Below are 21,510 nucleotides of genomic sequence, written 5' to 3' on the forward strand. Positions count from 1 at the left end.
TCGTCACCCGCGCGCGGATAGACCCGACGCGTCGAATTTTCGCCCATCACCCGGGCGCAATTCCTTGCAGGGACACAAACAGTTCCGATTGACTAGTTCTTGAAGCGCAAAGCACATGAACCGGGCAAGCACGTCGAATCATGCCGTCGCTAGCCGGAGTTCCGTACAACGCGCGGGCAGACGCGTCGCCCTAGTGAAGCGATCCTTAGATGAAGGAAAACGGTTCTAACTATTTTGGTGCGATTGTCATAAGGGGTGTCGCTTTCTAGTCTTTGTCCCTGCGAATGCGTTCATGGGTGAACGCGGCGTGCACGACCCGACCCATCCAGTTTCCGTTCCTCACCGTCTTATCACCGGACTATAAAGATGAAACGTATCTGTACCACGGCCCTGCTTCTTTCGGTGGCACTTGCAGCACACGCGCAGAGCAGTACGACGGGTTCCAGTGTCACCCTGTACGGGGTGGTCATGGGAGGTCTCATCTATTCGAACAACTCGCTGAAAGGCGCTTCGCTGGGTACGGCAAACGGTCCTAGCCGCTGGGGCTTTCGCGGTGTCGAGGATCTCGGCGGCGGCACGCGCAGCGTGTTCGTGCTCGAGGGTGGTTTCAATCCGAACACCGGTACGATGGCCCAGGGTAGTCGTCTGTTCGGACGCCAGGCGTACGTCGGCCTGCAGGACGACCGCTTCGGCGCGCTGACATTCGGGCGCCAGTACGATCTCACGCAGGACTGGCTCGCGCAGTATTCGTCGCCGCTCATGTGGAACGGCTATACCGCGACCGTGGGCGACAACAACAACTTTAACTATCAGTTCCGCACGAATAATGCCGTGAAGTACGTGTCGCCGTCGTACCGGGGCCTGCAGGCGGGTGCGATGTACAGTTTCGGCGGCGTGGCCGGCAGCTTCGGCAACCAGAGCGCGCTCGGCTTCGGCGTGAACTACGCGCAGGGCAGCGTCAAGCTGTCCGCCGCGTACATGCGGATGAATCATCCCGCGTCGGCCGCCAGCGAGGGGCTCTGGAACACGTCGCAATTCGCGTCGATTTCGGCCGCCTCGCCGACCTACACTTATGCGATCACGCCGTCGAGCATGGAGCTGTATGGCGCGGGTGGCCAGTATGCGTTCACGCGCGATACCTTCGCCGGGCTCGTCGTTACGCACAGCCGCTTCGACAACCTCGGTGTCGGGCAGCTTGGCCTGCAGAACGGGCGGGCGAGCTACACCAATCTCGAAGCGAACGTCAGCCACTTCTTTACGCCCGTCTTCCAGGTCAACTTCGACTATGTGTATACCCTCGGCGACGTGCAACCGACCGACTTCCGCCCTCAATATCATCAGTTTTCGTTGATCAACAACTATTTCCTTTCGAAGCGCACGGCGCTGTACCTGGTCGGTATCTTCCAGTTGGCGGCAGGCGATGCGCAGCACGCCAATATCGAGTATGCGAGCGGCAGCGGTGGCGCCTCGTCGACCAAACGTCAGGTCGCGATCACCGCGGGGATTTACCATCGATTCTGAGCGCGTCGCGCCGGGTAGCGGAGCAACCGTACAGGATGAATGACATGCCGAGGAGCAGATGAATCGAGAAAGAGCCGCGGGTGACGCCCCGCGCGACAGTACGACAGCCGTGGATGCGCAGCCGGCGGCGAGCGGCGCGCGAATCCTCGCCGATACGCTGGCGGCCTTCGACGTTCCCGTCGTCACGTACATTCCGGGCGAGGGCGTGCTGGAGGTCGTCGATGCGCTCGCGACCCACGCACCGCGGATCGCGCTGGCGAGCTTTCGCCACGAAGCCGGTTGTGCCTACGCCGCGCAAGCGATCGGGCAGTTGAGCGGCAAGCCTGGCGTATGCGTCGTCGCGCGCGCGCCCGGCGCGCTGAACACGACGCTCGCGGTGCACACCGCCTTTACCGACAGCGCGCCGATGATCCTGATCATCGGTCAGGCGAGCCGCGCGATTTCCGGCCGCGAAGCGATGCTCGGGTATGACGATTTCCCGAAAGCGTTTGGATCACTGACGAAATGGGTCGGCACGATCGACGCGCCGGAGCGGATCGGCGAAATGTTCGCGCGCGCGTGGAGCATCGCGATGAGCGGACGGCGCGGGCCGGTGGCGCTGGTGCTGCCGGAAGACGTCGCGCAGGCGCAGGCGCGCGCGTCGGTTCCATTGCTGCCGTGCGCACCGCGGCCTTCGATCGCGCACGACGAACTGGGCTCGTTGCGCGATCTGCTGCGGCACGCGAGCCGGCCAGTGCTGGTCGCGGGCGGCACGGGCTGGCAGCCGGGTTCGCTGACGCGGCTCGCCGAGCTCGCGCATCGGCACGCGATACCGGTGGCGACCACCTATCGCCGCCGCGATCTGGTCGATCACGACGACGACGTTTTCATCGGCGAAATCGGCATTGGCATCGACCCGGCGCTCGCCGCGCGCGTCGCCGATGCGGACCTGCTGATCGTGCTGAACGGGCGGCTCGGCGAGCTGAACACGCTCGGCGAGGGCTTCAAGGGCTTCGCGCTGATCGAGCCGGACCCAAACCGGCGCATGCGTGCGCAGCGCCTCGTGCATGTCCATGCCGATGCGAGCGAGCTGAACGCGGTCTATCATGCCGACCTCGCGCTGCTCGCGGAGCCGAATGCCGCGGTCGATGCCTGGTATCGCGAGAGCATGGCCGAAGCCGAGCCCTGGATCGCGCCCGAGCGACTCGACGAACGCCGGCGCTGGCTGGCCGATGCGCGCGCCGCGCGGCTTGCGTTCGTGTCGGGCGGACGCTGCGAAGGCCCCGTCGATCTGCGCGCCGTCTACGCGACGCTGAACGACGCGCTCGACGATGACGCGATCGTCACGTCCGGCGCGGGCGCGTATGCAGTGTGGCCGCAGCGCTATCTGAAGCATCGCCGCTACGGGACCCAACTCGGGCCGAAGAGCGGGGCGATGGGTTACGGTCTCGCGGCGGCCATCGGCGCGGCGCTCGTTTCTGCGCCGACACGCCAGATCGTTGCGATCGCCGGCGACGGCTGCCTGACGATGCACGTGGAGGAACTGGAGACGGCGGTTCGCCTCGGCGTGTCGCTGCTCGTGCTGGTGATCAACAACTGCGCGTACGGCGCGATCGACGGCGCGCAACGACGCCTGTTCGGGCGCAGCGTCGGCACCGAACTCGGCATGATCGATTTCGCCGCGCTCGCGAACGCATTCGGCGCCAGGGGATGGGTGGTCGACGAGACGGCCGGGTTCGCGCCTGCGCTCGCCGATGCGCTCGCGCGGCCGGGCGTCAAGCTGATCGAGCTGCGCGTGCCGCGTTCGGTCGGCAAGCCGCTTGCGTAAACCCTGAACGTCGTGTCGTGTCGAGATGACTGAAAAACTCTGTACGGCGGACGCGCTCGCGCGCGATCCGTCCATGGCGGCCGCAAGGTCGGGCGGCAACGGCGCACAGGTCGTCGTGATCGGCGCCGGCATTGCCGGGCTCACGGCGGCGTACCGGCTCCGGCAGGCGGGCCTGAGCGTGACGGTGCTCGAGGCGGCCGATACGGTCGGTGGCCGCATGGGCGACCGGCACGCCGGCGACCTCGTGTTCAACAGCGGCGCGCGGCTCGTCTATCCGTTCGGGCGCACATTCAACCGGCTGATTGCCGACCTCGCGCTCGGCGACGCGCTGATCCCGCTACGCAATCTGAGCGCACGCTGCGTGACGCCGCGCGGCGAGCATCTGATCGAACTGATGCCGACGGTGCGTTCGCTGATGACACCGGGGCTGCCGATGGGCGAGCGCGTGGCGCTGATCGCGCACGCGCTGCGGATGCGGGCGTTGAAGCGCCGCGTCGACCCGGACTGGGCGGTGAGCGCGCTCGACGTCGATCCCGCAGCCGACCGGCTGACGCTGGCCGACTACATACGCGGCGAGATCGGTCCGCATGCGCTCGCAAGCCTGGTCGAACCGGTGTTTCGCGCGACGCGCAGCTTCAATCCGGAGACGCTGTCGTCGCTGTTCTATCTCACCACGGTGCCGCATCTCGTCGGCGAGGACACGGTCCATACCTTGCGAGGCGGAATGGGACTCGTGTGCCAGACACTCGCCCGGCAACTGGACGTGCGAACCGGCGCGCGGGTTGCGTCGGTCGAATATCGGCGCGAGGCCGATGCGCGGCGTGTCGCGGTGACGCTCGCCGGCGGTGAGACGCTTTTGGCCGATCACGTGGTCTGCGCGGTCGAGGGCTCGCTCGCGGGCGCGCTGATGCGCACGCCCGAGGCCGCGGAACGCGAGATGCTTGCCGAGGTGCGATACAACGCGCTCGGTGTCGTTCACTATGGCTTCGCGCAGCCGCTGCCCGCCTTGATGCAGTTCGCGTCGCGCGACGTCGCGAGCCGCATCTCGACGTTTCAGCAGATGCCGGCGGCGCCGGCGAGCGGCCGACCGCTCACGCAGATCTATTGCCAGTTGACCCCCGAGGCCGTGGACGAAGCGCGGCGGCGCGGCTGCACGGACGACCTCGATACGCTCCTGCGCGACGAGTTGCGCGCGCGCGTGCCGGATTTCGACCGGCACGTCGTGGCAGTCGCCAATCAGTGGCTACCTTGCAAATTGCCGGTATTCGCGCCGGGCTACGGCGAGCGCTTGCGCGCATTCTGGCGCTGGCAGGAAGACCCGGCGCGCGCGAGCGAGCGGCCGGTCGTCTACTGCGGCGACTGGACCGCGCAGGCGCTGCTCACGGGAGCCTGCGCGAGCGGCGAGCGCGCCGCCGGGATCGTGCTCGAACGCGCGCAAATCCAGGCAAAGCGAACGAATTCTTAGCGAAACGGCAAAAGCCGCCTGTCGAATAAGTTCGCCCGCGCTATCGATGCTACAAATTCCCCACCCATCTACCCGCGGGATACCCGTAATGAACGAATCGACCACTACAGCACTTCACAAGCCCGTTGCGCGGCAGACATGGCGCGCGGCGCTCGTCGCGGGAGTGATCGCGCTCGCCGGCTGGCTGGCCGCGCCGGCGCCGGCGAGTGCGCAGGCCAGCCAGCCGGTGACGGTCGGCATTGCGAACCTCGGGCCGCATCCGTCGCTCGCGAGGACGATTCAGGGGTTCAAGGACGAGATGGCGCGCGAGGGATACGTCGATGGCAAGAACGTCGACTATGTGTACAGCGACGCGAATTTCACGCAGGCGCTGATGCCGCAAATGTTCTCGCAGATCCTGTCGAAGCAGCCCGCGCTGATATTGACGCTGACGACATCCGTGTCGCAGGTCGCGTTGTCGGCGGTAGGCGATCGCCATATTCCGCTGATTTTCGCGGAGGTCACGGATCCGGTCGCGGCCGGTCTCACGCCGGGCTGGACGCATGGCGGCGAGCGCTTCACCGGCGCGTCCGATCTGCAGGACTTCGATGCGGTGCTTGCCTTCGCCAAAAAGCTGCTGCCGGGCGTGAAATCGTTCGGTGCGCTTTACGATGCCGGGGAGGCCAACGACGTCGTCACGACCCATGCGTTGCAGGCTGCCGCCGCGCGCGCGGGACTGGAGTTCCGGCCGGTGAGCGTGGACAGCGTGAACGACATCACGCAGCGCGCGCAGTTGCTGAACGGCGTGGGGTTCGTCTATATCACGGGCTCGAATCTCGTGCAGTCGGCCATTCCCGCCGTGGCCGCGGCCATGCAGAGGATGAAGGTGCCGGTCATCAGCTCGGAAACGGAAGCCATCAAGCGGGGCATGGCCGATGCGTCGTATGCGGTATCGCTCGAATCGGTCGGCGCGAACGCGGCGCGGGTGGCGGTGCGCGCGTTGAAGGGCGAGGCTACCTCGGCACTGCCCGTCATGAAGCCGGCGAAGTCGGACTACGTGATGTCGATCAGCCGCGGCCAGTTCGCGAAGCTGGGTCTGACCATTCCGAAGTCTTTCGAGGATTGCCGATGCCTGATCAACTGAAAACGCGGCAATCCGCCCGGGTGATGACGATGCATGAAAAGGACACGCCGCTCCTGTCGGTCGAGCGGATCGGCAAGACGTTCCATGCCGGCACGATCGACGAGCGTGTTGCGTTGACCGACGTGTCGCTGAAGCTGTTGCCCGGCGATTTCGCGGTGGTGGTGGGTGGCAACGGCGCGGGCAAGTCGACTTTCCTGAATCTGCTCGCGGGCGAGGTGATGCCGGACCAGGGGTCGATCTCGATCGATGGCCGCGAGATCACCGCGCTGCCGACGCACCGGCGGGCCAGGTATATTGCACGGGTGTTCCAGGACCCGTCGATCGGCACGGCCGCCGCGCTGAGCCTGGAGGAAAATCTCGCCGTCGCGAACCAGCGCGGCTTCGCGCGTGGCTTCGGGCGCGGACTCACGCGCGCGCAGGCCGATGCGTTCCGCGACCGGATCGCGTCTTTCGACCTCGGCCTCGAGAAGCGGATGAAGGCCCAGGCGTCGCTGTTGTCGGGCGGCCAGCGGCAGGCGCTCTCGCTGCTGATGGCCGTGCTGCAGCGACCGCTGCTGCTGTTGCTCGACGAGCACACGGCCGCGCTCGATCCGCGCACCGCCGCGATCGTGATGCGCGTGACCGAACAGGTCGTGCGCGAAGCGAAACTCACGACGCTGATGGTGACGCACAACATGCAGCACGCGCTCGATTTCGGCAACCGTCTCGTGATGATGCGCGATGGCCGCATCGTGGGCGATCTGACCGGCGAAGCGAAACGCGCGATGACGATGGAGCGCCTGATGGCGACCTTCAACGAAGAGCAGCCCATCACGCGAACGGTGAACGCATGAATCTGATCAGTGGCTTTATCGGGCTTTTTCCGGTCGGGATGATGCAGGGCCTGACCTATGCGCTGATTGCGCTCGCAATCATGATCCCGTTTCGCATTCTCAGCTTTTCGGACATGACGGCCGAGGGGTCGTTTCCGTTCGGCGCGTGCGTCTGCGCGAAGCTGCTGATGATGGGCTTCGATCCGGTGATCGGGCTGCTCGGCGGCGCGCTCGCGGGTTTCGCCGCGGGGCTGCTCACCGCCGCGATCCACGAGAAAGCGAAGATCAACACGCTGCTGTGCGGCATTCTCGTGCTCTCGATGCTGTACTCGGTCAACATTCGCGTGATGGGGCAGCCGAACTCGGCGCTGTTCGCCTATGCGAGCGTATTCTCGTGGCTGCCGGACGCGGGTGGCGGTTATCTGCCGCGTATCGTGCTGCTCGGCGCGATCGACACCGTGCTCGGCGCGGGCGTGCTCTGGTTCCTCGGCACGCAGCACGGGCTGGCGATGCGCGCGATCGGCTCGAGCCCGTCGATGGCCAAGGCGCAGGGCATCAACGTGAAGGTCTATACGCTGGTCGGTCTCGGTCTCGCGAATCTGTTCGCGGCGCTCGGCGGCGCGCTGCTCGCGCAGAACCAGGGTTTCGCCGACGTGAACATGGGCTTCGGCGTGCTGGTCAACGGACTCGCGGCGCTGCTGCTCGGCGAGGCGATCGTCGGCAATCGCTCGATGGTGCGTCAGGTGCTCGCGCCTGTCCTCGGCTCGGTCGTCTATTTCCAGCTCATTTCCGTCGTGCTCGTGATCGGCTTCCAGCCTTCCGACCTGAAGCTCGTTACGTCTTTGTTCGTGCTCGTCACGCTGCTCTCGATGGCACAGCGCGGGAAGCGCGGTGCAAATCGCCGGAAGTCCGCCGGGGCAACGGTGCAAGCAGGTTGACGGGACAGGTCTGCTGCGCGAGGCGCGGCCGGCGCGAGCAGGCTAGCGCGCGGCGAAAAGTCCTTGCCAGCGTGGCATGGCCGCCGGCGGCTCGATGTGCAACTGATCGAGCACGCGCATCACCGTATAGTCGACCATCGCTTCGAGGCTGTCGGGCTTTGCATAGAACGCGGGCAGCGGCGGCATCACCGTCGCGCCCATCTCGGCCGCCAGCGTCATGTTGCGCAGATGCGCGAGCGTGAGCGGGGTTTCGCGCGCGAGCAGCACGAGTTTGCGGTGCTCCTTGAGCGTGACGCTCGCGGCCCGCGCAACGAGGTTGTCGTCGAGGCCGTGGGCGATGGCCGCGAGCGTTTTCATCGAGCATGGCGCGATTACCATGCCGTCGTGCAGGAACGAGCCGCTTGCGATGCTCGCGCCCACCTCGTTCGGGTCGTGACAGACGCTCGCCGCGTCGCGCAGCGCGTTGCGCTCGAGACCGGTCTCGTCGAGCAGCGTCATCCAGCCCGCGCGCGACACCACCAGATGCGTGACGACGCCGCAGCGGCGCAGCATGTCGAGCAGCCGCACGCCATAGACAGCGCCCGTCGCGCCCGTGATCGCGACGACGACGCGCTTTTGCGCGACACCGCTCATGTCGCCGCCTGCGCGGAGAAATGCGGCAGGTAGTCGTCGAGCACGATCTGTGCGTCACCGGGAATGGTCTTGCGCTCGAACTCGGCCTCGCGCCCCCACGGCCGGGTGGCGTCGAGCGCGAGACGGCCCCAGTGGTCCTTGTGCGCGTCGCGGTAGAAGCCCGGCACGTCGTGCAGCACCATCGTGCGCGTGTCGGCTCGCCCTCGCGTGAGAAACGCCCAGATCACGTCTTCCATGTCGTAGATGTCGACATCCTTGTCCACTACGATGACGAGCTTGTTGTAGTCGAGATGCGAGCCGAGCGCGGCGAGCAGCGCGTGTTGCGCGTGACCTTCGTACTGTTTGTCGAGCTTGATGATGGTGTTCATCACGGTCGGCCGGCAGCTCACGTCGAGCACCCCGCGCACCTGGCTCGAAATGGCCTTGTAGATGCGCGCGGCGGTGGCGGCTTCGAGCGGACGCAGATCTTCGTGCGAACCGCAGATCAGACCTTGAAAGACCGCGCCTTCGCGCCAGCCGACATGGGTGACTTCGAACACATGGTTGTCGCCGACTTCGACGTAATAGCCCATGAATTCGCCGAACGGACCTTCGGGCCTGCGCACGTTCGGCAGAATGCGTCCTTCGATGACGATCTCGGCCGAGACGGGCACCTCGAGATCGATCGTGCACGCCGGGCGCATGGCGATCGGGCCGCCGCGCATGGCGGCGGCGAGCGCGAGCTCGTCGCCGTCCGGCGGCAACGACACGCATGCGCTCATGAATATCTCGGGATCCGCGCCGATCAGGATCGCGGCCTCCAGCGGTTCGCCGCGGGCTTCGGCCTGCTGCTGGAAACGCGCGAGATCGTGGGTGCCGCCGAGCCGGATGCGCAACTCGTCGTCGGAGACGATCATCGAACGATGGAACGAGAGATTCGCACGGCCGCCGCTGGGGTCTTTGGCAACGAACACGCCGGCCGTGATGTACGGCGCGCCGTCGCGCGCGTGATACGTGGGAACCGGCAGGTCGGAGAGCTTGCCCGTGATCCAGTCGGCGGGCATCCCGACGCGTTCGGTCGGCGTCTCGAGCGTCGCGGCGAGCGAGATTTCGCGATCGAGCCGCGCGCAGAATGTTTCGTTGCCTTCGCAGCGGATGATTTCGCACAGCCGCCGGTGGTCGGTGTACAGATTCATCAGCACCGGCAGGCGGCTGCCACGAACGTTCTCGAACAGCACGGGCCTCGTCGTTTCCTGCTGAAGCCGGCGCGCGACCGCGGCGATTTCGTAGCGCGGATCGACCTCGCGCTTGACGCTCAGCAGTTCGCCGCGCGCGCGCAGGCGGGAAAGGTAATGTCTCATCGTGTCGCGACTTCCGTTCAGGGATGGAGTGGAATGCAGTGGCGGTTCACCGCATGGGCGCGACGACAGGCAGACGTCGCGTCACCGCGCGGTGTGGCCGATCTTCGACTTATACCCGCGACGCGGCGGCGCCAGCGCATCGATCGGGGCGCCGAATTAGGAAATGCGGTTTTTATCCGCGCGACAGCGCGTGGCCGCGCGTCGCGCGCGTTCGCGGCGGGCGGATAATGCCGGGTGGCCGTGCCGCCCTTCATCCGGAGCCCGTTATGCCGACGTCGTCATCTGGTCTGTTTCGCACTTCACTCGCCGGACCCGAGTCCCGCCTGACCGAGGCGTTCGACAACCTGCGCACGCGGCCCGATTGCATCAGCGTGCCCGAATTCGGACTGTATGGCGCCGTGGTGCCGGTGCCGGGCGGCGCGGAAGAGGGCGTCTGGCGCATGGCCAGCATTCGCGACGAGATATTCCTCGTCATTTCCGATTGCAATTACGCACACAGCCGCTCGGAGAGCGTGCTGCCCGAATCGTTCGTCGAGTTCCATTTTTCGCTGTCCGGGCCGGCAAGCGTCGACTTCTCCGATACGGGCACGCTGCAGGTCAACGCGCCGAATCTGCTCGTATGCCGCCAGGGCGCCGATGTGCGCTATCAGGTGACGTGCGGGCCGGGCCCCTGGCAATCGGTCGGGCTCTACGTCACCCAGCGCTATTTCGACCGGTTGCTGCGCGCGCTCGGCAGCGAGGCCGACCGCATTCACGCCGAGCTCGCGGCGGTCGCATTCGATCAGATCTACAACCGCCAGATGCCGTTCAGCGTCGAGGCGCTTCAGATCGCCGGACAACTGCTTGCGTCGCCGTACCGGGGCGCGCGGCAGATGCTCTATCTGGAAGGCAAGTGCACCGAGATCCTTTGCGCATGCATCGAAATGTGGCTCGCGCACGCGCGGGCCGATAACCCCGGCGAGACGCTATCGGCGCGCGATCTGCGGCTGATCGAGCAGGCGCGGGAGATGATCGTCGGCGACATGCGTCTCGCTCCGACGATTCCCGAACTCGCGCGTGCGGTCGGTACCAACGCGTCGAAGCTCAAACGCGGGTTCAAGTTCCTGTACGGGATGACGATCTTCGAATATGGCCATCGCTGCCGGATGAGCCATGCGCTGCGCCTGCTCGTCGGCGAGCGTCAGCCGGTTGGACAGGTCGCGCTGGCGGTCGGCTATCAGCATCAGACGAGTTTCACGGCGGCGTTTCGCGACTACTTCGGCTTCGCGCCCAAGGACGCGCGCCGTCTCGCGAGTCCGATTGCGCTTGCGTCATCCCATGCATCGCTGCCGCCTGCCGACGGGGGCGTGGTCGCGCGCCAGATCGCGCGGCGCGTGCCGGCTGACGAAGCGGCGCCGCGCGCTGACGCGCCGTGCAAGGACGCGGCGAAGCGCACGCCGTCCGAGCGGCCGTGAGTATTGCCCATGCGTTCGCGTCGCGCACTTTGATATAGGAAAACGGCTGTATTGCCGCTGCGCGCGTATTCCCCGCGTTGTTCCGTTGCTAGCATGAATCGATACCGCGAGACCCGCGCGATTGAGCGCGCGGGCTGGCGACCTCTTCGCAACGCAAGGAAAACACGATGACCTCTATCGCTGTACGCAACCCTCGGACCGGCGAGTTCGACTACGAAATCGAAAACATGGATGCCGCGCGGATCGGCGCGGCCGTTGCCGCGGCGCGCAGCGCGCGTGGGAGGCGGGCGGGCTGGCGCATCGCACCGCGGCGCTGCTCGAGTGGGCCGCCTCGCTCGAAGCGCATGGCGACGACATCGTCACCGCGCTGTCGATCGATACCGCGCGCCATCGCATCTCCGCCGAAGAACTGGGTGCCGTGACCCACTTTATCCACGGTTTCTGCGAACATGCGCCGAACGTGCTCGCGACACCGTTTCGCAAGCTCGCCGCGCATCCGGATATCGTGTTCAAGGTGACGTACCCCGCTTATCCGGTCGTCGGCGTGATCAGCCCGTGGAATTTTCCGCTGGTGCTGTCGTTCATCGACGCGATTCCGGCGCTCGTCGCGGGTGCAACTGTCGTGATCAAGCCGAGCGAAATCACGCCGCGCTTCATCGAGCCGCTGCGCCGCTCGATCGAAGCCGTGCCCGCGTTGCGCGGCGTGATTACTCTGGTGACCGGCGGCGCGGACACGGGCGCGGCGCTCGTTGCGCAGGCGGACGCGGTCGTGTTCACCGGCAGTGTGTCGACCGGGCGGAAGATCGCGAGCGCGGCCGCGCAGGCGTTCATTCCCGCTTTCCTCGAACTCGGCGGCAAGGACGCGGCGGTGGTGCTCGCGGGCTCCGACGTGAAGCGCGCGGCCACCTGCATCCTGCGCAGCGCGCTCTACAATTCCGGGCAGGTCTGCTATGCGATCGAGCGTGTCTATGCTCACGAGTCGCTGTACGACGCGCTCGTCGACGAGCTGTGCATGCAGGCCGGGAGTCTGCGGCGCAGCTATGTGATGGGGGATGGCGGCCACTACGGTCCAATGATATTCGAGCGACAGGCGTCGATCATCGACGCGCAACTGCGGGACGCGATCGACAAAGGCGCGTCGCTCGCCCTCGGGGGCAGGAGCGAGCGCGTGGACGGCGCCGTATGGATCGATCCGACCATCGTCACGAATGTCGATCACGGCATGAAGCTGATGACGGAAGAAACGTTCGGCCCGATCGTGCCGGTGATGCGCTTTGCCAGCGATGCACAGGCCGAACAGTTGATGAACGATTCAATTTATGGACTGAGCGGCGCGGTGTTCGGCCCCGACACGCATACTGCCGGAGACTTCGCGACGAAGATGGAGGCGGGCGGCGTCAGCATCAACGATACCGAGTTGCCGCGCGTCATGATGTTCGACGGCGAAAAGACAGCGTTCAAGCAATCGGGGATGGGCGGCTCGCGTTATGGCGCGACGAGCATCATGCGCTATGTGCGCAAGCGTGCGCTGCTGGCGAACGAAGGGGAAATCGCGGGCCTCGACAAACTCGCGGAAACAGCGGACTGACACATCGGGCTTCGGCACGGCATCGGCCGTGCCGGTCACGCGCCGGCCAGAATCGTCTGCACGGTTCTGGCCTTTTTACTGGGTTGCCGATTCCGATAGACGCGATAGACGTAACGGAGATCCATCATGATCTGCCGAAAAGAAAGCAGCCCGATCAGAACAACTGATCGGGCTGCCCCGGTCCGGCCGGTTGTTTAATTCATCGACCTGCTACATCGGTTCGACAGGGGCGTCGCGCATATAACGCAAGCCTACGACGAACGCTATCGCCAGCATGACGATCGGATAGGCCACGCCGGCGATCATGTTGCCCGTACTGGTTGCGAGCGCGCTCATGACCAGCGGCAGGAAGCCGCCGAACCAGCCGTTGCCGATATGGAATGGAAAGGAAACCGCGGTGTAACGGATCCGCGCTGGAAAGAGCTCGCTCAGATAAGCGGCCATCGGACCGCTGATCATCGCGGTACAGGCCAGCAACACCATCAGCAGCAAGGTTACCGCGACCCGGTCGACGCGTGCGGGATTTGCCGACGGCGTCCAGCCCGCTGCCGCCAGGGCGGCCCGGTAGTGCGCTTCGTCGAAGCCCGTCAGGGTGGTCGTGCCGATGTGCGTGACGACGTCATCCGTACCGTCGGCGGGTACGCTCGTGTAATTCACTCCGGCGCGAGACAGGAACTGCTGTGCCTTGTCGCATGTCGACAGGCGGGTGTTCGGTGTTACGAAGAAACGCATATGACAATCGCGCGCGGCGACCGTGACGGGCACGCGCTGCTGAAATTCCATCAGGCCCGGATTCGCATAACGGCCCAGCAATGAGAAGACCGGATAGCACGTAAGCAGCGCGAGCAAGCAACCGCAGAGCATCACTTTGCGGCGCCCGATCCTGTCGGACAAACTGCCGAACACCACATACAGCGGCAGCGTGACGATCAGGGCGACGGCCATCATCCCGTAGACCTGCAGCGCATCGACGTGAAGGGGACCTGACAGCAGGATCAGCGGAGCGACGGAGGCCGCGATGGACGTTACGCCGAGCGGCATGGTGCCGCCGAGCAGCGCGATGCACATGGCCCTGAGGTTGCGTGGCTCGGCGAACGCTTCGGTGAGCGGCGCTTTCGACACCTGGCCGGCAGCCTTCATTTTCAGGTAGACGGGGGACTCGTCGAGCTTGAAGCGAATCCAGATCGACACGGCCAGCAGCACCAGAGAAAACCCGAACGGCACGCGCCAGCCCCACTGCGCAAATGCCTGTGGGCCAATAAGGGCGCGCGCCGCAAAAATCACCACCGTGGCCAGCAGAAATCCCGCGGAACCGGTGATCTGGATCCAGCTCGTTTTGTAGCCGCGTACGCGCGGCGCGCAATGCTCGGCGATGTAGACAGTCGCACCGCCGAATTCGCCGCCTACCGCGAGCCCCTGTATCAGCCGCAGTACTACCAGCAGCACGGGCGCGGTCCAGCCGATGTGATCGAAGGTCGGCAGCACACCCACTGCCGCCGTGGACACGCCCATCAGAATGATCGTCAGCAGAAACGTGTTCTTGCGTCCCGCCATGTCGCCGAGCCTGCCGAAGACGAGCGAACCCAGCGGACGTACCGCGAATCCCGCTCCGAACGTGGCCAGGCTCGCAAGCAGGCCGGCTGTCTGATTGTCCGGCGGGAAGAACCAGATGCCGAAATAGGTGGCGAGGCTGCCGTAAAGGAAGAAGTCGTACCATTCGAATACGGTACCTAACGATGCGCCCAGTACCACCCATCGGGATGTGCGTGGCTCGTCCGCGGCGTATTGCGCGAGTGCTGTCGAATCCATCTCGTTGTTCCTCGTCTCCATATGACTGATCCGTGATCGATTTCGTATCGTGCTGATAGGACTATGATTGCCTCCCGCCTGCAAACACAACCCTCGAGTCGACGTTACACCCGAATCCCTAGCTATCTGGTCTGATTTGCCGCCCAGCATGTACCGTTGTTTATCGATGCGCGCCGCGTACGGCAGTTGCGACCTGCAACGGCGGCGTGAATCCGCTGTTCATGGTTGATGCGATGGATGGATGTGCCAACGGGACCGCCGGCGACGGGGGTAGCGGAAGAGAATCGACGTCATTGATTCGGCACGAAGAAGAACGTCGAATGAACAAGAGTCGGGCGAATCACCTGTCGGAGGTGAAGCCGCTGGAAGGCGTTGCGAGCCCGATATGACAGGTGTGCCGCGGCGCAAAGCGCGGCACTGGTGACGAGGGGAGGTGGCGTACCGGGCTTGCGCAGTTCGAGAAATACGTCACTGCACTGCGCCACAGGCACGCCGGATCGGCGAGACTCAATCGGCCATCAGAATTTCACGTCGCGGTTGACGTCCTTGTATAGCAGATAGGCGGCTTCCTCCCAACCCGTCGCATAGAAAAACTGCGGGCAGAAGGGTCCCATATAGACAAAATCAGTTGTCCAGCATTCATGCCAGTCGTTGCCCAGCAGATACATGCCCTGTCCTTCCAGCATGTACAGGCCGTGCTCCATCACGTGTGTTTCGACACAGGGGAAATACGTCCCGGGTGCGAAGCCCAGAATGTTGACTTCCATGTCGAACGCCATGTCGCCCGCGGGAAGCAGATGCTGCCAATAACGACCCGTCGTGTGCTTGTTGACCTTCGGAACATTTTCGCGATGTCCTGTCAACGCTTGCGGGACCGGTAGATCGATCCTGTCATAAGGCCGCTTGATCCAGATGACCTTGGCCGCCACGTCTGTCCGGTTTTGCAGGCGATATGCAACACCAGGCGGCACGTAAGCGTATCCGCTCGCCGCCAGCGTGTGCGTCGTTTCTCCAATCTCCAGAGCCGCGGTCCCGCCGACGACATAGAAAAAATGTTCAAGGTTGTCGTCGCGAGTCTTCGTCATGCCGCCATCCTGACCGATCTCGAGCAGGATCTGGGCGAATTTGGCCCCCATGGCGGGCGAGGTCAGTACGCGCACCACGGTATTCCTGAAATCCGGCAAGCGGCTGTCCAGCACTCCTGCGGCCGGCATCACGGCATAGAGTGGGGTGAGCGCGGCGCGGTTGTGACCAAAAATACCGGGAGGTTGTCTGTCCATGTCGATTCTCTTCCGAAAAGTGGTTCTGGTGATATCGCGGATCATTGCGGCATCCGCTGGTTTGGAGCGGCAGGGCGATTGCCGTTCAGTTCTGTGGTGAGGAGCTGAATGCCTCGGGGGATACGTTGTCTTCCGCGTCGTAACGGAATTCCAGATGGCCATCGAGGACACTGCGCGCGCGCGGCATGTCGATATCTTTTTCCCACGCCGCAATCGCGACCGCCCCCACGCAATTGCCGAGCAGATTGACGGCGATGCGGACATAGCCGAGTAGCTTGTCGACCGCGAGGACGACAGTGAGCGCAACCACCGGAAGCGCGGGTACGGCGGAGAGCGTGGCCGCCAACACGACGATTGCCGAGCCGGGAATGCCGTGAGCTCCCTTGGACGTCAGAAGCGAGATGCCCAGGATCAGCGCGAGGTCCGATAGTGACAACGGCGTGTTGGTGGCCTGAGCGATAAAGACGACACAAAGGGATAGCCAGATCGAAAAGCCGTCCAGATTGAATGAGTAGCCGGTGGGAATGACGAGACCGACGGTCGTGCTTTTGATCCCCATATGCCGGAGTTTTGCCATCACTACGGGCATCACCGCATCCGATGAACTGGATCCCATGGCGATCAGGATTTCATCCTTGAAATACTTCGTGAATTTCCACAGGCTGAGTCCGGCCAGTCGCATCACGGTACCAAGCACGACGACAATGAAGACGGCGCAACACAGGTAATACACGGCGACCAGCGCGCCCAGTCGCTGGATGGTGCCGATGCCGAATCTGGCGGTGGTGAAAGCGATGGCGCCCATGACCCCGATGGGGGCCAGCCTGACGATGATCCCCATCACCTTGAAGAGCACCTGCGAGAGGTCATCGATAAAACCGGCGACCAGCTTGCCGCGTTCGCCGAGCATTTGCAGGGCGACACCCAGCAGGACGGCAAGCAGCAGGATTTGCAGGATGTCGCCTTTGGCGAACGCGCCCAGGAACGTGGACGGGATAATGTTCAGGACGAAGTCGACGGCATTGCCGACATGGGCGGATTTGCCGCCGAACGCCGCGACGGCGGAAGGATCGAGGGCGGCCGGATTGATGTTCATACCCGCGCCGGGTTTAAGCAGGTAAGCAAGAACCAGCCCGATCAGAATGGCAATCGTCGAGACGATCTCGAAGTAGATGATCGTTTTTGCGGCAACCCGACCCGCCCTTTTCAGGTCCCCCGCGCCGCAGATACCTGTCACGACGAAACAGAAGACGATGGGGGCGATCATCATTTTGATCAGCTTGATGAACCCTTCGGCGAGCGGCATCAATGACTGACCGATATGCGGGCTGAAATAACCGATGAAGCCGCCCACGATCATGCCGATAATGACCTGAACGTAGAGTTTCGATAGCCAGGTCATTGCGGTGCCACGCGCGCCGGGCGAGCGCGAGGGGATCACAGGGTCAGCCGCCATAGCAGGGGTTCCGTCAGAGAGTGAGTACCAGTCCTACTGGTAGGACCAGTAGGACTGGTACTGAGAGTAACCAACGTCGAGGTGATGCGTCAAGAAAAAAAGAATTGTCGAAACGGGGCAACAACGGGGGCAACAACTGCCGGGAGATCAGGACGACGGCGTCGACACAATGATGTCGGCGGGAAGCCGTGCCGATTTTGTGGATTAGACTATCCGGACATGGACTGTCGCATGACCAGGAAATATTTATGGACGAATCAGTCGCGCGCGAGCGCGCGCGCAATGCCATTACGCCGTTATCGCAGGGCAGCTCGCCAAGACCGGATCGGTTGCCGGTCAGCCATCATGCGGTGGAAACGATCCAGCAACTCATTCTCAACGGAACATGGCGTGCGGGTGACCGCCTTCCTTCCCAACGAGACCTCGCGGAGCAGCTCAATTTGAGCAGAAACTCGCTGCGCGAGGCGCTTAGCGTCCTGGAGACACTGGGGTATCTGCGTATCGAACCGGGGCGAGGGGTCTTTGTGCTGACCGCCGAGCAGCGTCAGACACAGGCGACGCGGGAATGGCGGTCGGCGGGAAAGTATGCGCTGGAAGAGGTCTACCAGATGCGCTATGCCATCGAGGGCATGGCGGTGATGCTGCTGGCGTCGTCGCTTTCCGACAGGCAACTGGGTGAATTGAGGCGGATCGTTGCCGAGATGCGCGAGGCAGCAGTTCGCCACGATATCTACGCACTGAGCGAGCGCAATACGGCATTTCATTTCCATATCCTGCGTTGGTCAAGAAACCGTATGGCTGAGGAAATCGGGGAGAGCCTGCGCGCCGAGATTGAGCAAAGTAATCAATGGGCATTCGCCGACCAGCGCTTCAGTTCGATTGTCTCGTCGATCGAGGAAATCGAGATGATCGTCGATGCGCTTGCCGATTCTGATCCCGCCAAAGCGCGTTTGGCCGTCGAACAGCATATTCACTATGCCGCGCGGCGCGCGGGAATCAATCTGGGCCTCGCCGGCCGATAAAAATCATGGAGTACGCGCGATGAGCATCAAGCGGTTACCACTTGAACCCCTGACGCGGGATCGATTCGCCTCGTTCGGCGATGTCGTCGAGATCGGGGGCAAGCAGGGTTTCCAGATCAATGACGGTATGGCCAGGCGTTATCACGATCTGGCGCACATCGACGTTGCCAGGGAGCATGGACGCCCGATCGTGAGTATTTTGACGACCCGGCCAAATACGTTTCCCTTTACCGTGAAATGCGTACAGCGCTACCCATTGTCGAGCCAGGCATTCATTCCGCTGACCGGTTGCCCATTTGTCGTGGTCGTGGCCGAGGAGCGGAATGCCGATAAGCCGAAGCGGCTCAGTGCTTTCATCACGGATGGAACGCAGGGAGTCAACTATCGTCCGGGTACCTGGCATCACACGCTCATCGTGCCGGATCGCGAGGCAGCTTTTCTGGTGATCGATCGTGGCGGCCCAGGAGAGAACTGTGACCAACACTGGTTCGAGGAAGCGGACCGGCCGGTATTGATACATGCCGACGCCACTGAAGAGGGGTGAACGGAACTCAGACGGTTGAGGGTCGGTTCGTACACGTGCATGGTTGAATCCACTCAACGGGCAGCGCAACACAATGATGCCCGCTCAGGGGGACTGCAGCGTCCCGTCGCGAAGACGCGTCTGCGTCCAGGTCGTCACGGTGTTCTCACACGGATACCTGGCGGCCTCGACCTCGTCGATATCGACGCCAAGACCCGGCTTGTCGTTCGTATACACGTGGCCGTCACGGAATTCCGGCAAGCCCGGGAATACGTCGAGCAGCGCGGCTTTCGGGCCGCGCAATTCCTGGATCACGAAGTTCGGCGGCTCCGTGCCGGACCACTCCTGCACGCCGAAGTTGCGCGCCGCAAGATCGATATGGATGTTCGCCGCGTGCGCGAGCGGCGACATGTCGCCCGGACCGTGCCAGGCTGTCCGCACGCCGAACTGTTCCGCGAAGATCTGTAGCTTGCGTCCCGCCGTAATGCCACCGATCTGGCTCAGATGAACGCGAACGAAATCGATCAACCGCTCCGTGATCAGGAAGCGCCATTCGTATGGGTTATTGAAGAGTTCGCCTTGCGCCAACGGCGTGATCGTCTTTTCCCTCAACTGACGGATCCATTCGCCTTCCTCGAGCGCGATCGCGTCTTCGAGGAAGAACAGGTCGTACTTTTCGAGCTCACAGGCGAACCGGATTGCTTCGACGGGCTTTAGCCGCTCATGCACGTCGTGGCACAGTTCGACATCGAAGCCGATGTTGCTGCGGATGCCGTCGAAGAGTTCAAGCGTCTCGCGCATGTATTTCCTGCTGTCGAGATACACGCCTTGCGCTGCGCCGCGGGGCGCGCTCGATGGCGCGCCGCCATAGGCGCCACCGCCATACCCACCACTTTGGCAGCGGATATGCGTGATCCCCTGCTCGCGATACTTCTGAATGTTTTCGCACAGTTCGTTGAGGTCGCGGCCGTCTGCGTGACGATAGATCGGCACGCCTTCGCGACACTTGCCGCCAAAGAGTTGATACAGCGGCATGTTCGCCATCTTGCCCTTGATGTCCCATAACGCCATGTCGACGCCCGAGATCGCATTGTTCTCGATCGGGCCGTTGCGCCAGTACGCGTTCTGATGCATCAGTTGCCAGAGATCTTCGATTGCCTCGGCATCGCGACCGATCAGCAGCGGCCGCAGATACTCCTCGATCAGACATTTGACCGCGACGTGCCGGTACGCGAAAGTCGCGCATCCGAGACCGTAGAGGCCGGGCTGGTTGGTCTCGACCTTCACGACGGTCAGGTTGATGCCTTCCGGCGCGGTCAGGATGACTTTTACATCAGTGATGAACGTTGCCATTTTCGTCAGCGCGAAGTGAATGATCAGCGAGTATGCGTTGCGGCGGGAAACGCGCCGCTTTGCCTGGCGTGCTGCTCCGTCGAGGCCGGAAGCGCTATCGTCAGGATCACGGACAGCAGCAGCGCGGCGGCCATGAAGATATAGGAGGCGGCGGGACTGCCGGTCGCGCCGTTCAGGTAGCCGACGATCCAGGAACCGAGAAACGCGCCCAGTGCTCCGCTTGAATTGATGAGTCCGATCGCTCCGCCGAGTACGTTGCTCGGGATCAGCTCGGGCACAAACGCGAAGAACGGCCCATATGGCGCGTACATCGTCGCTCCCGCCACGACCAGTAAAACGAACGAGAGCCAGAAGTGCGAGCTGCCGATCAGGTACGACGCGACGAGCGCGATCGTTCCGACGAGCAGCAGCGGCCAAACGAAGAGCTTGCGATTGCGCGTCTTGTCGGAGAGCCAGGACGCAAGCAGCATCAGTACGATGGCGGCGAGATATGGCACGGCGGCAAGCCACCCGACCGACACGATATCGATCGTGGACGCGGACTTGAGAATCGACGGCAGCCACATGATGAAGCCGTACACGCCGATGCTCCACAGTGCGTGGATCGCGCAGCATTTGAGCAGGATCGGCGAACGGAAGGCGGCCTTGTAATTGCGCACCGGCGCGATGTGCGCCTGTTCAGCTTCGAGGCGTGCATTGAGTTCGGTCTTTTCCGCGTCGGTCATCCACGGTGCGTCGGCCGGGCGATCCTTGACCGTGACCCACCACACTATGGCCCATACCAGCGCGGGCAGTCCTTCGAGCACGAACATCTCGCGCCATCCGAAGCTGTGCACGAGATAACCGGAGACCACCGACATCCACAGGACCGTCACCGGATTGCCGAGAATCAGATACGTGTTGGCGCGGGAGCGTTCGTCGCGCGTGAACCATCGGCTGATGTATATCAGCATCGACGGCATCACGGCCGCCTCCACTATGCCGAGCACGAAGCGCAGCGCCATCAGCATCGGAATGTTGCTGACCATCCCGGTGGCGGCGGCACACAGTCCCCACAGAATCAGGCTGATGAAAATCAGCTTCTTCACGCTGTTGCGCTGTGCGTAGATCGCGCCCGGCACCTGAAACAGGCAATAGCCGAGAAAGAACAGGGAGCCGATCAACGACGACGTGCCGGACGTGATGCCGAGATCCTCGCTGATACCCGCCGCGGCCGCGAAGCCGTAGTTTGCGCGGTCGAGATAGGCGAGGCTGTAGGTGATGAAGATGATGGGCATCAGATACCACCATCTCTGTGTTGCTACGGGTTTGACACTTTCCATGACGTCTCCGAATGGGTAAGGCGCAAGAGGGGCGTTCGCGCGGGATGCCTTTTTTCTGTTCTCC

The 21,510-nt window shown here is 63.5% G+C and carries 17 protein-coding genes; 10 read left to right on the forward strand and 7 right to left on the reverse strand.

Features of this window, described 5'->3' with window-relative positions; translation table 11 throughout:
* Positions 1-366: 366 nt before the first annotated feature.
* The 6 genes from QM685_RS12240 to QM685_RS12265 all read left to right on the forward strand — a co-directional run bounded on the left by QM685_RS12240 (position 367) and on the right by QM685_RS12265 (position 7,666).
* The gene (locus tag QM685_RS12240) at positions 367-1,521 is read left to right on the forward strand and encodes a porin (RefSeq protein ID WP_415116152.1); all 1,155 of its coding nucleotides are present in this window, start codon (positions 367-369) and stop codon (positions 1,519-1,521) included.
* Positions 1,522-1,579: 58 nt separating this feature from the next.
* On the forward strand, positions 1,580-3,328 hold the full coding sequence (locus tag QM685_RS12245) for a thiamine pyrophosphate-dependent enzyme (RefSeq protein ID WP_415116154.1): 1,749 nt from the start codon (positions 1,580-1,582) through the stop codon (positions 3,326-3,328).
* Positions 3,329-3,353: 25 nt separating this feature from the next.
* Positions 3,354-4,793 (forward strand): flavin monoamine oxidase family protein, encoded by a 1,440-nt coding sequence (locus QM685_RS12250; protein WP_415116155.1) that lies wholly within the window; start codon positions 3,354-3,356, stop codon positions 4,791-4,793.
* A gap of 88 nt (positions 4,794-4,881) precedes the next feature.
* Complete coding sequence (locus QM685_RS12255; protein ID WP_415116157.1) at positions 4,882-5,916, forward strand: ABC transporter substrate-binding protein; 1,035 nt, start codon at positions 4,882-4,884, stop codon at positions 5,914-5,916.
* Between the two features lie 29 nt (positions 5,917-5,945).
* Positions 5,946-6,749 carry an ABC transporter ATP-binding protein gene (locus tag QM685_RS12260; RefSeq protein WP_415116520.1) on the forward strand — a complete coding sequence of 268 codons (804 nt, stop codon included), beginning with the start codon at positions 5,946-5,948 and terminating at the stop codon, positions 6,747-6,749.
* Positions 6,746-7,666, forward strand: coding sequence for an ABC transporter permease (locus tag QM685_RS12265; protein WP_415116159.1), 921 nt, complete (start codon positions 6,746-6,748; stop codon positions 7,664-7,666). Before QM685_RS12260 ends, QM685_RS12265 begins: the two co-directional genes overlap by 4 nt.
* A gap of 42 nt (positions 7,667-7,708) precedes the next feature.
* Here QM685_RS12265 and QM685_RS12270 read toward each other — a convergent pair whose 3' ends face one another.
* The gene (locus tag QM685_RS12270; RefSeq protein WP_415116161.1) at positions 7,709-8,299 is read right to left on the reverse strand and encodes a UbiX family flavin prenyltransferase; all 591 of its coding nucleotides are present in this window, start codon (positions 8,297-8,299) and stop codon (positions 7,709-7,711) included.
* A complete protein-coding gene (locus QM685_RS12275) occupies positions 8,296-9,639 on the reverse strand; it encodes a UbiD family decarboxylase (protein ID WP_415116163.1) in 1,344 nt (447 codons plus the stop codon). The genes QM685_RS12270 and QM685_RS12275 overlap by 4 nt, the downstream gene beginning before the upstream one ends.
* A gap of 266 nt (positions 9,640-9,905) precedes the next feature.
* Here QM685_RS12275 and QM685_RS12280 point away from each other — a divergent pair, with 266 nt between their 5' ends.
* Both QM685_RS12280 and QM685_RS12285 read left to right on the forward strand, forming a co-directional pair.
* Complete coding sequence (locus QM685_RS12280; protein ID WP_415116165.1) at positions 9,906-11,093, forward strand: helix-turn-helix transcriptional regulator; 1,188 nt, start codon at positions 9,906-9,908, stop codon at positions 11,091-11,093.
* 121 nt (positions 11,094-11,214) lie between these two features.
* On the forward strand, positions 11,215-12,681 hold the full coding sequence (locus QM685_RS12285; protein WP_415116167.1) for an aldehyde dehydrogenase family protein: 1,467 nt from the start codon (positions 11,215-11,217) through the stop codon (positions 12,679-12,681).
* Positions 12,682-12,891: 210 nt separating this feature from the next.
* Here QM685_RS12285 and QM685_RS12290 read toward each other — a convergent pair whose 3' ends face one another.
* The 3 genes from QM685_RS12290 to dctA all read right to left on the reverse strand — a co-directional run bounded on the left by QM685_RS12290 (position 12,892) and on the right by dctA (position 17,226).
* On the reverse strand, positions 12,892-14,640 hold the full coding sequence (locus tag QM685_RS12290; RefSeq protein ID WP_415116169.1) for an MFS transporter: 1,749 nt from the start codon (positions 14,638-14,640) through the stop codon (positions 12,892-12,894).
* 368 nt (positions 14,641-15,008) lie between these two features.
* Positions 15,009-15,815, reverse strand: a complete 807-nt coding sequence (gene allE / locus QM685_RS12295; protein WP_415116171.1) for a (S)-ureidoglycine aminohydrolase — start codon at positions 15,813-15,815, stop codon at positions 15,009-15,011.
* A 40-nt stretch (positions 15,816-15,855) separates the two neighbouring features.
* On the reverse strand, positions 15,856-17,226 hold the full coding sequence (gene dctA, locus QM685_RS12300) for a C4-dicarboxylate transporter DctA (RefSeq protein WP_415116173.1): 1,371 nt from the start codon (positions 17,224-17,226) through the stop codon (positions 15,856-15,858).
* Positions 17,227-17,474: 248 nt separating this feature from the next.
* On the opposite strand from dctA, the gene QM685_RS12305 reads away from it, so the two are divergent.
* Together QM685_RS12305 and QM685_RS12310 are read left to right on the forward strand one after the other, a co-directional pair.
* Complete coding sequence (locus QM685_RS12305; RefSeq protein ID WP_415116175.1) at positions 17,475-18,248, forward strand: FadR/GntR family transcriptional regulator; 774 nt, start codon at positions 17,475-17,477, stop codon at positions 18,246-18,248.
* A gap of 19 nt (positions 18,249-18,267) precedes the next feature.
* On the forward strand, positions 18,268-18,792 hold the full coding sequence (locus tag QM685_RS12310; protein ID WP_415116177.1) for an ureidoglycolate lyase: 525 nt from the start codon (positions 18,268-18,270) through the stop codon (positions 18,790-18,792).
* 84 nt (positions 18,793-18,876) lie between these two features.
* Here the strand turns inward: QM685_RS12310 and QM685_RS12315 are convergent, their stop codons facing one another.
* Positions 18,877-20,124 carry an enolase C-terminal domain-like protein gene (locus tag QM685_RS12315; RefSeq protein ID WP_415116179.1) on the reverse strand — a complete coding sequence of 416 codons (1,248 nt, stop codon included), beginning with the start codon at positions 20,122-20,124 and terminating at the stop codon, positions 18,877-18,879.
* A gap of 23 nt (positions 20,125-20,147) precedes the next feature.
* Positions 20,148-21,446, reverse strand: coding sequence for an MFS transporter (locus QM685_RS12320; protein ID WP_415116181.1), 1,299 nt, complete (start codon positions 21,444-21,446; stop codon positions 20,148-20,150).
* Positions 21,447-21,510: the final 64 nt, after the last annotated feature.

It is taken from the genome of Paraburkholderia sp., from assembly GCF_047605525.1.
Taxonomy (GTDB): domain Bacteria; phylum Pseudomonadota; class Gammaproteobacteria; order Burkholderiales; family Burkholderiaceae; genus Paraburkholderia.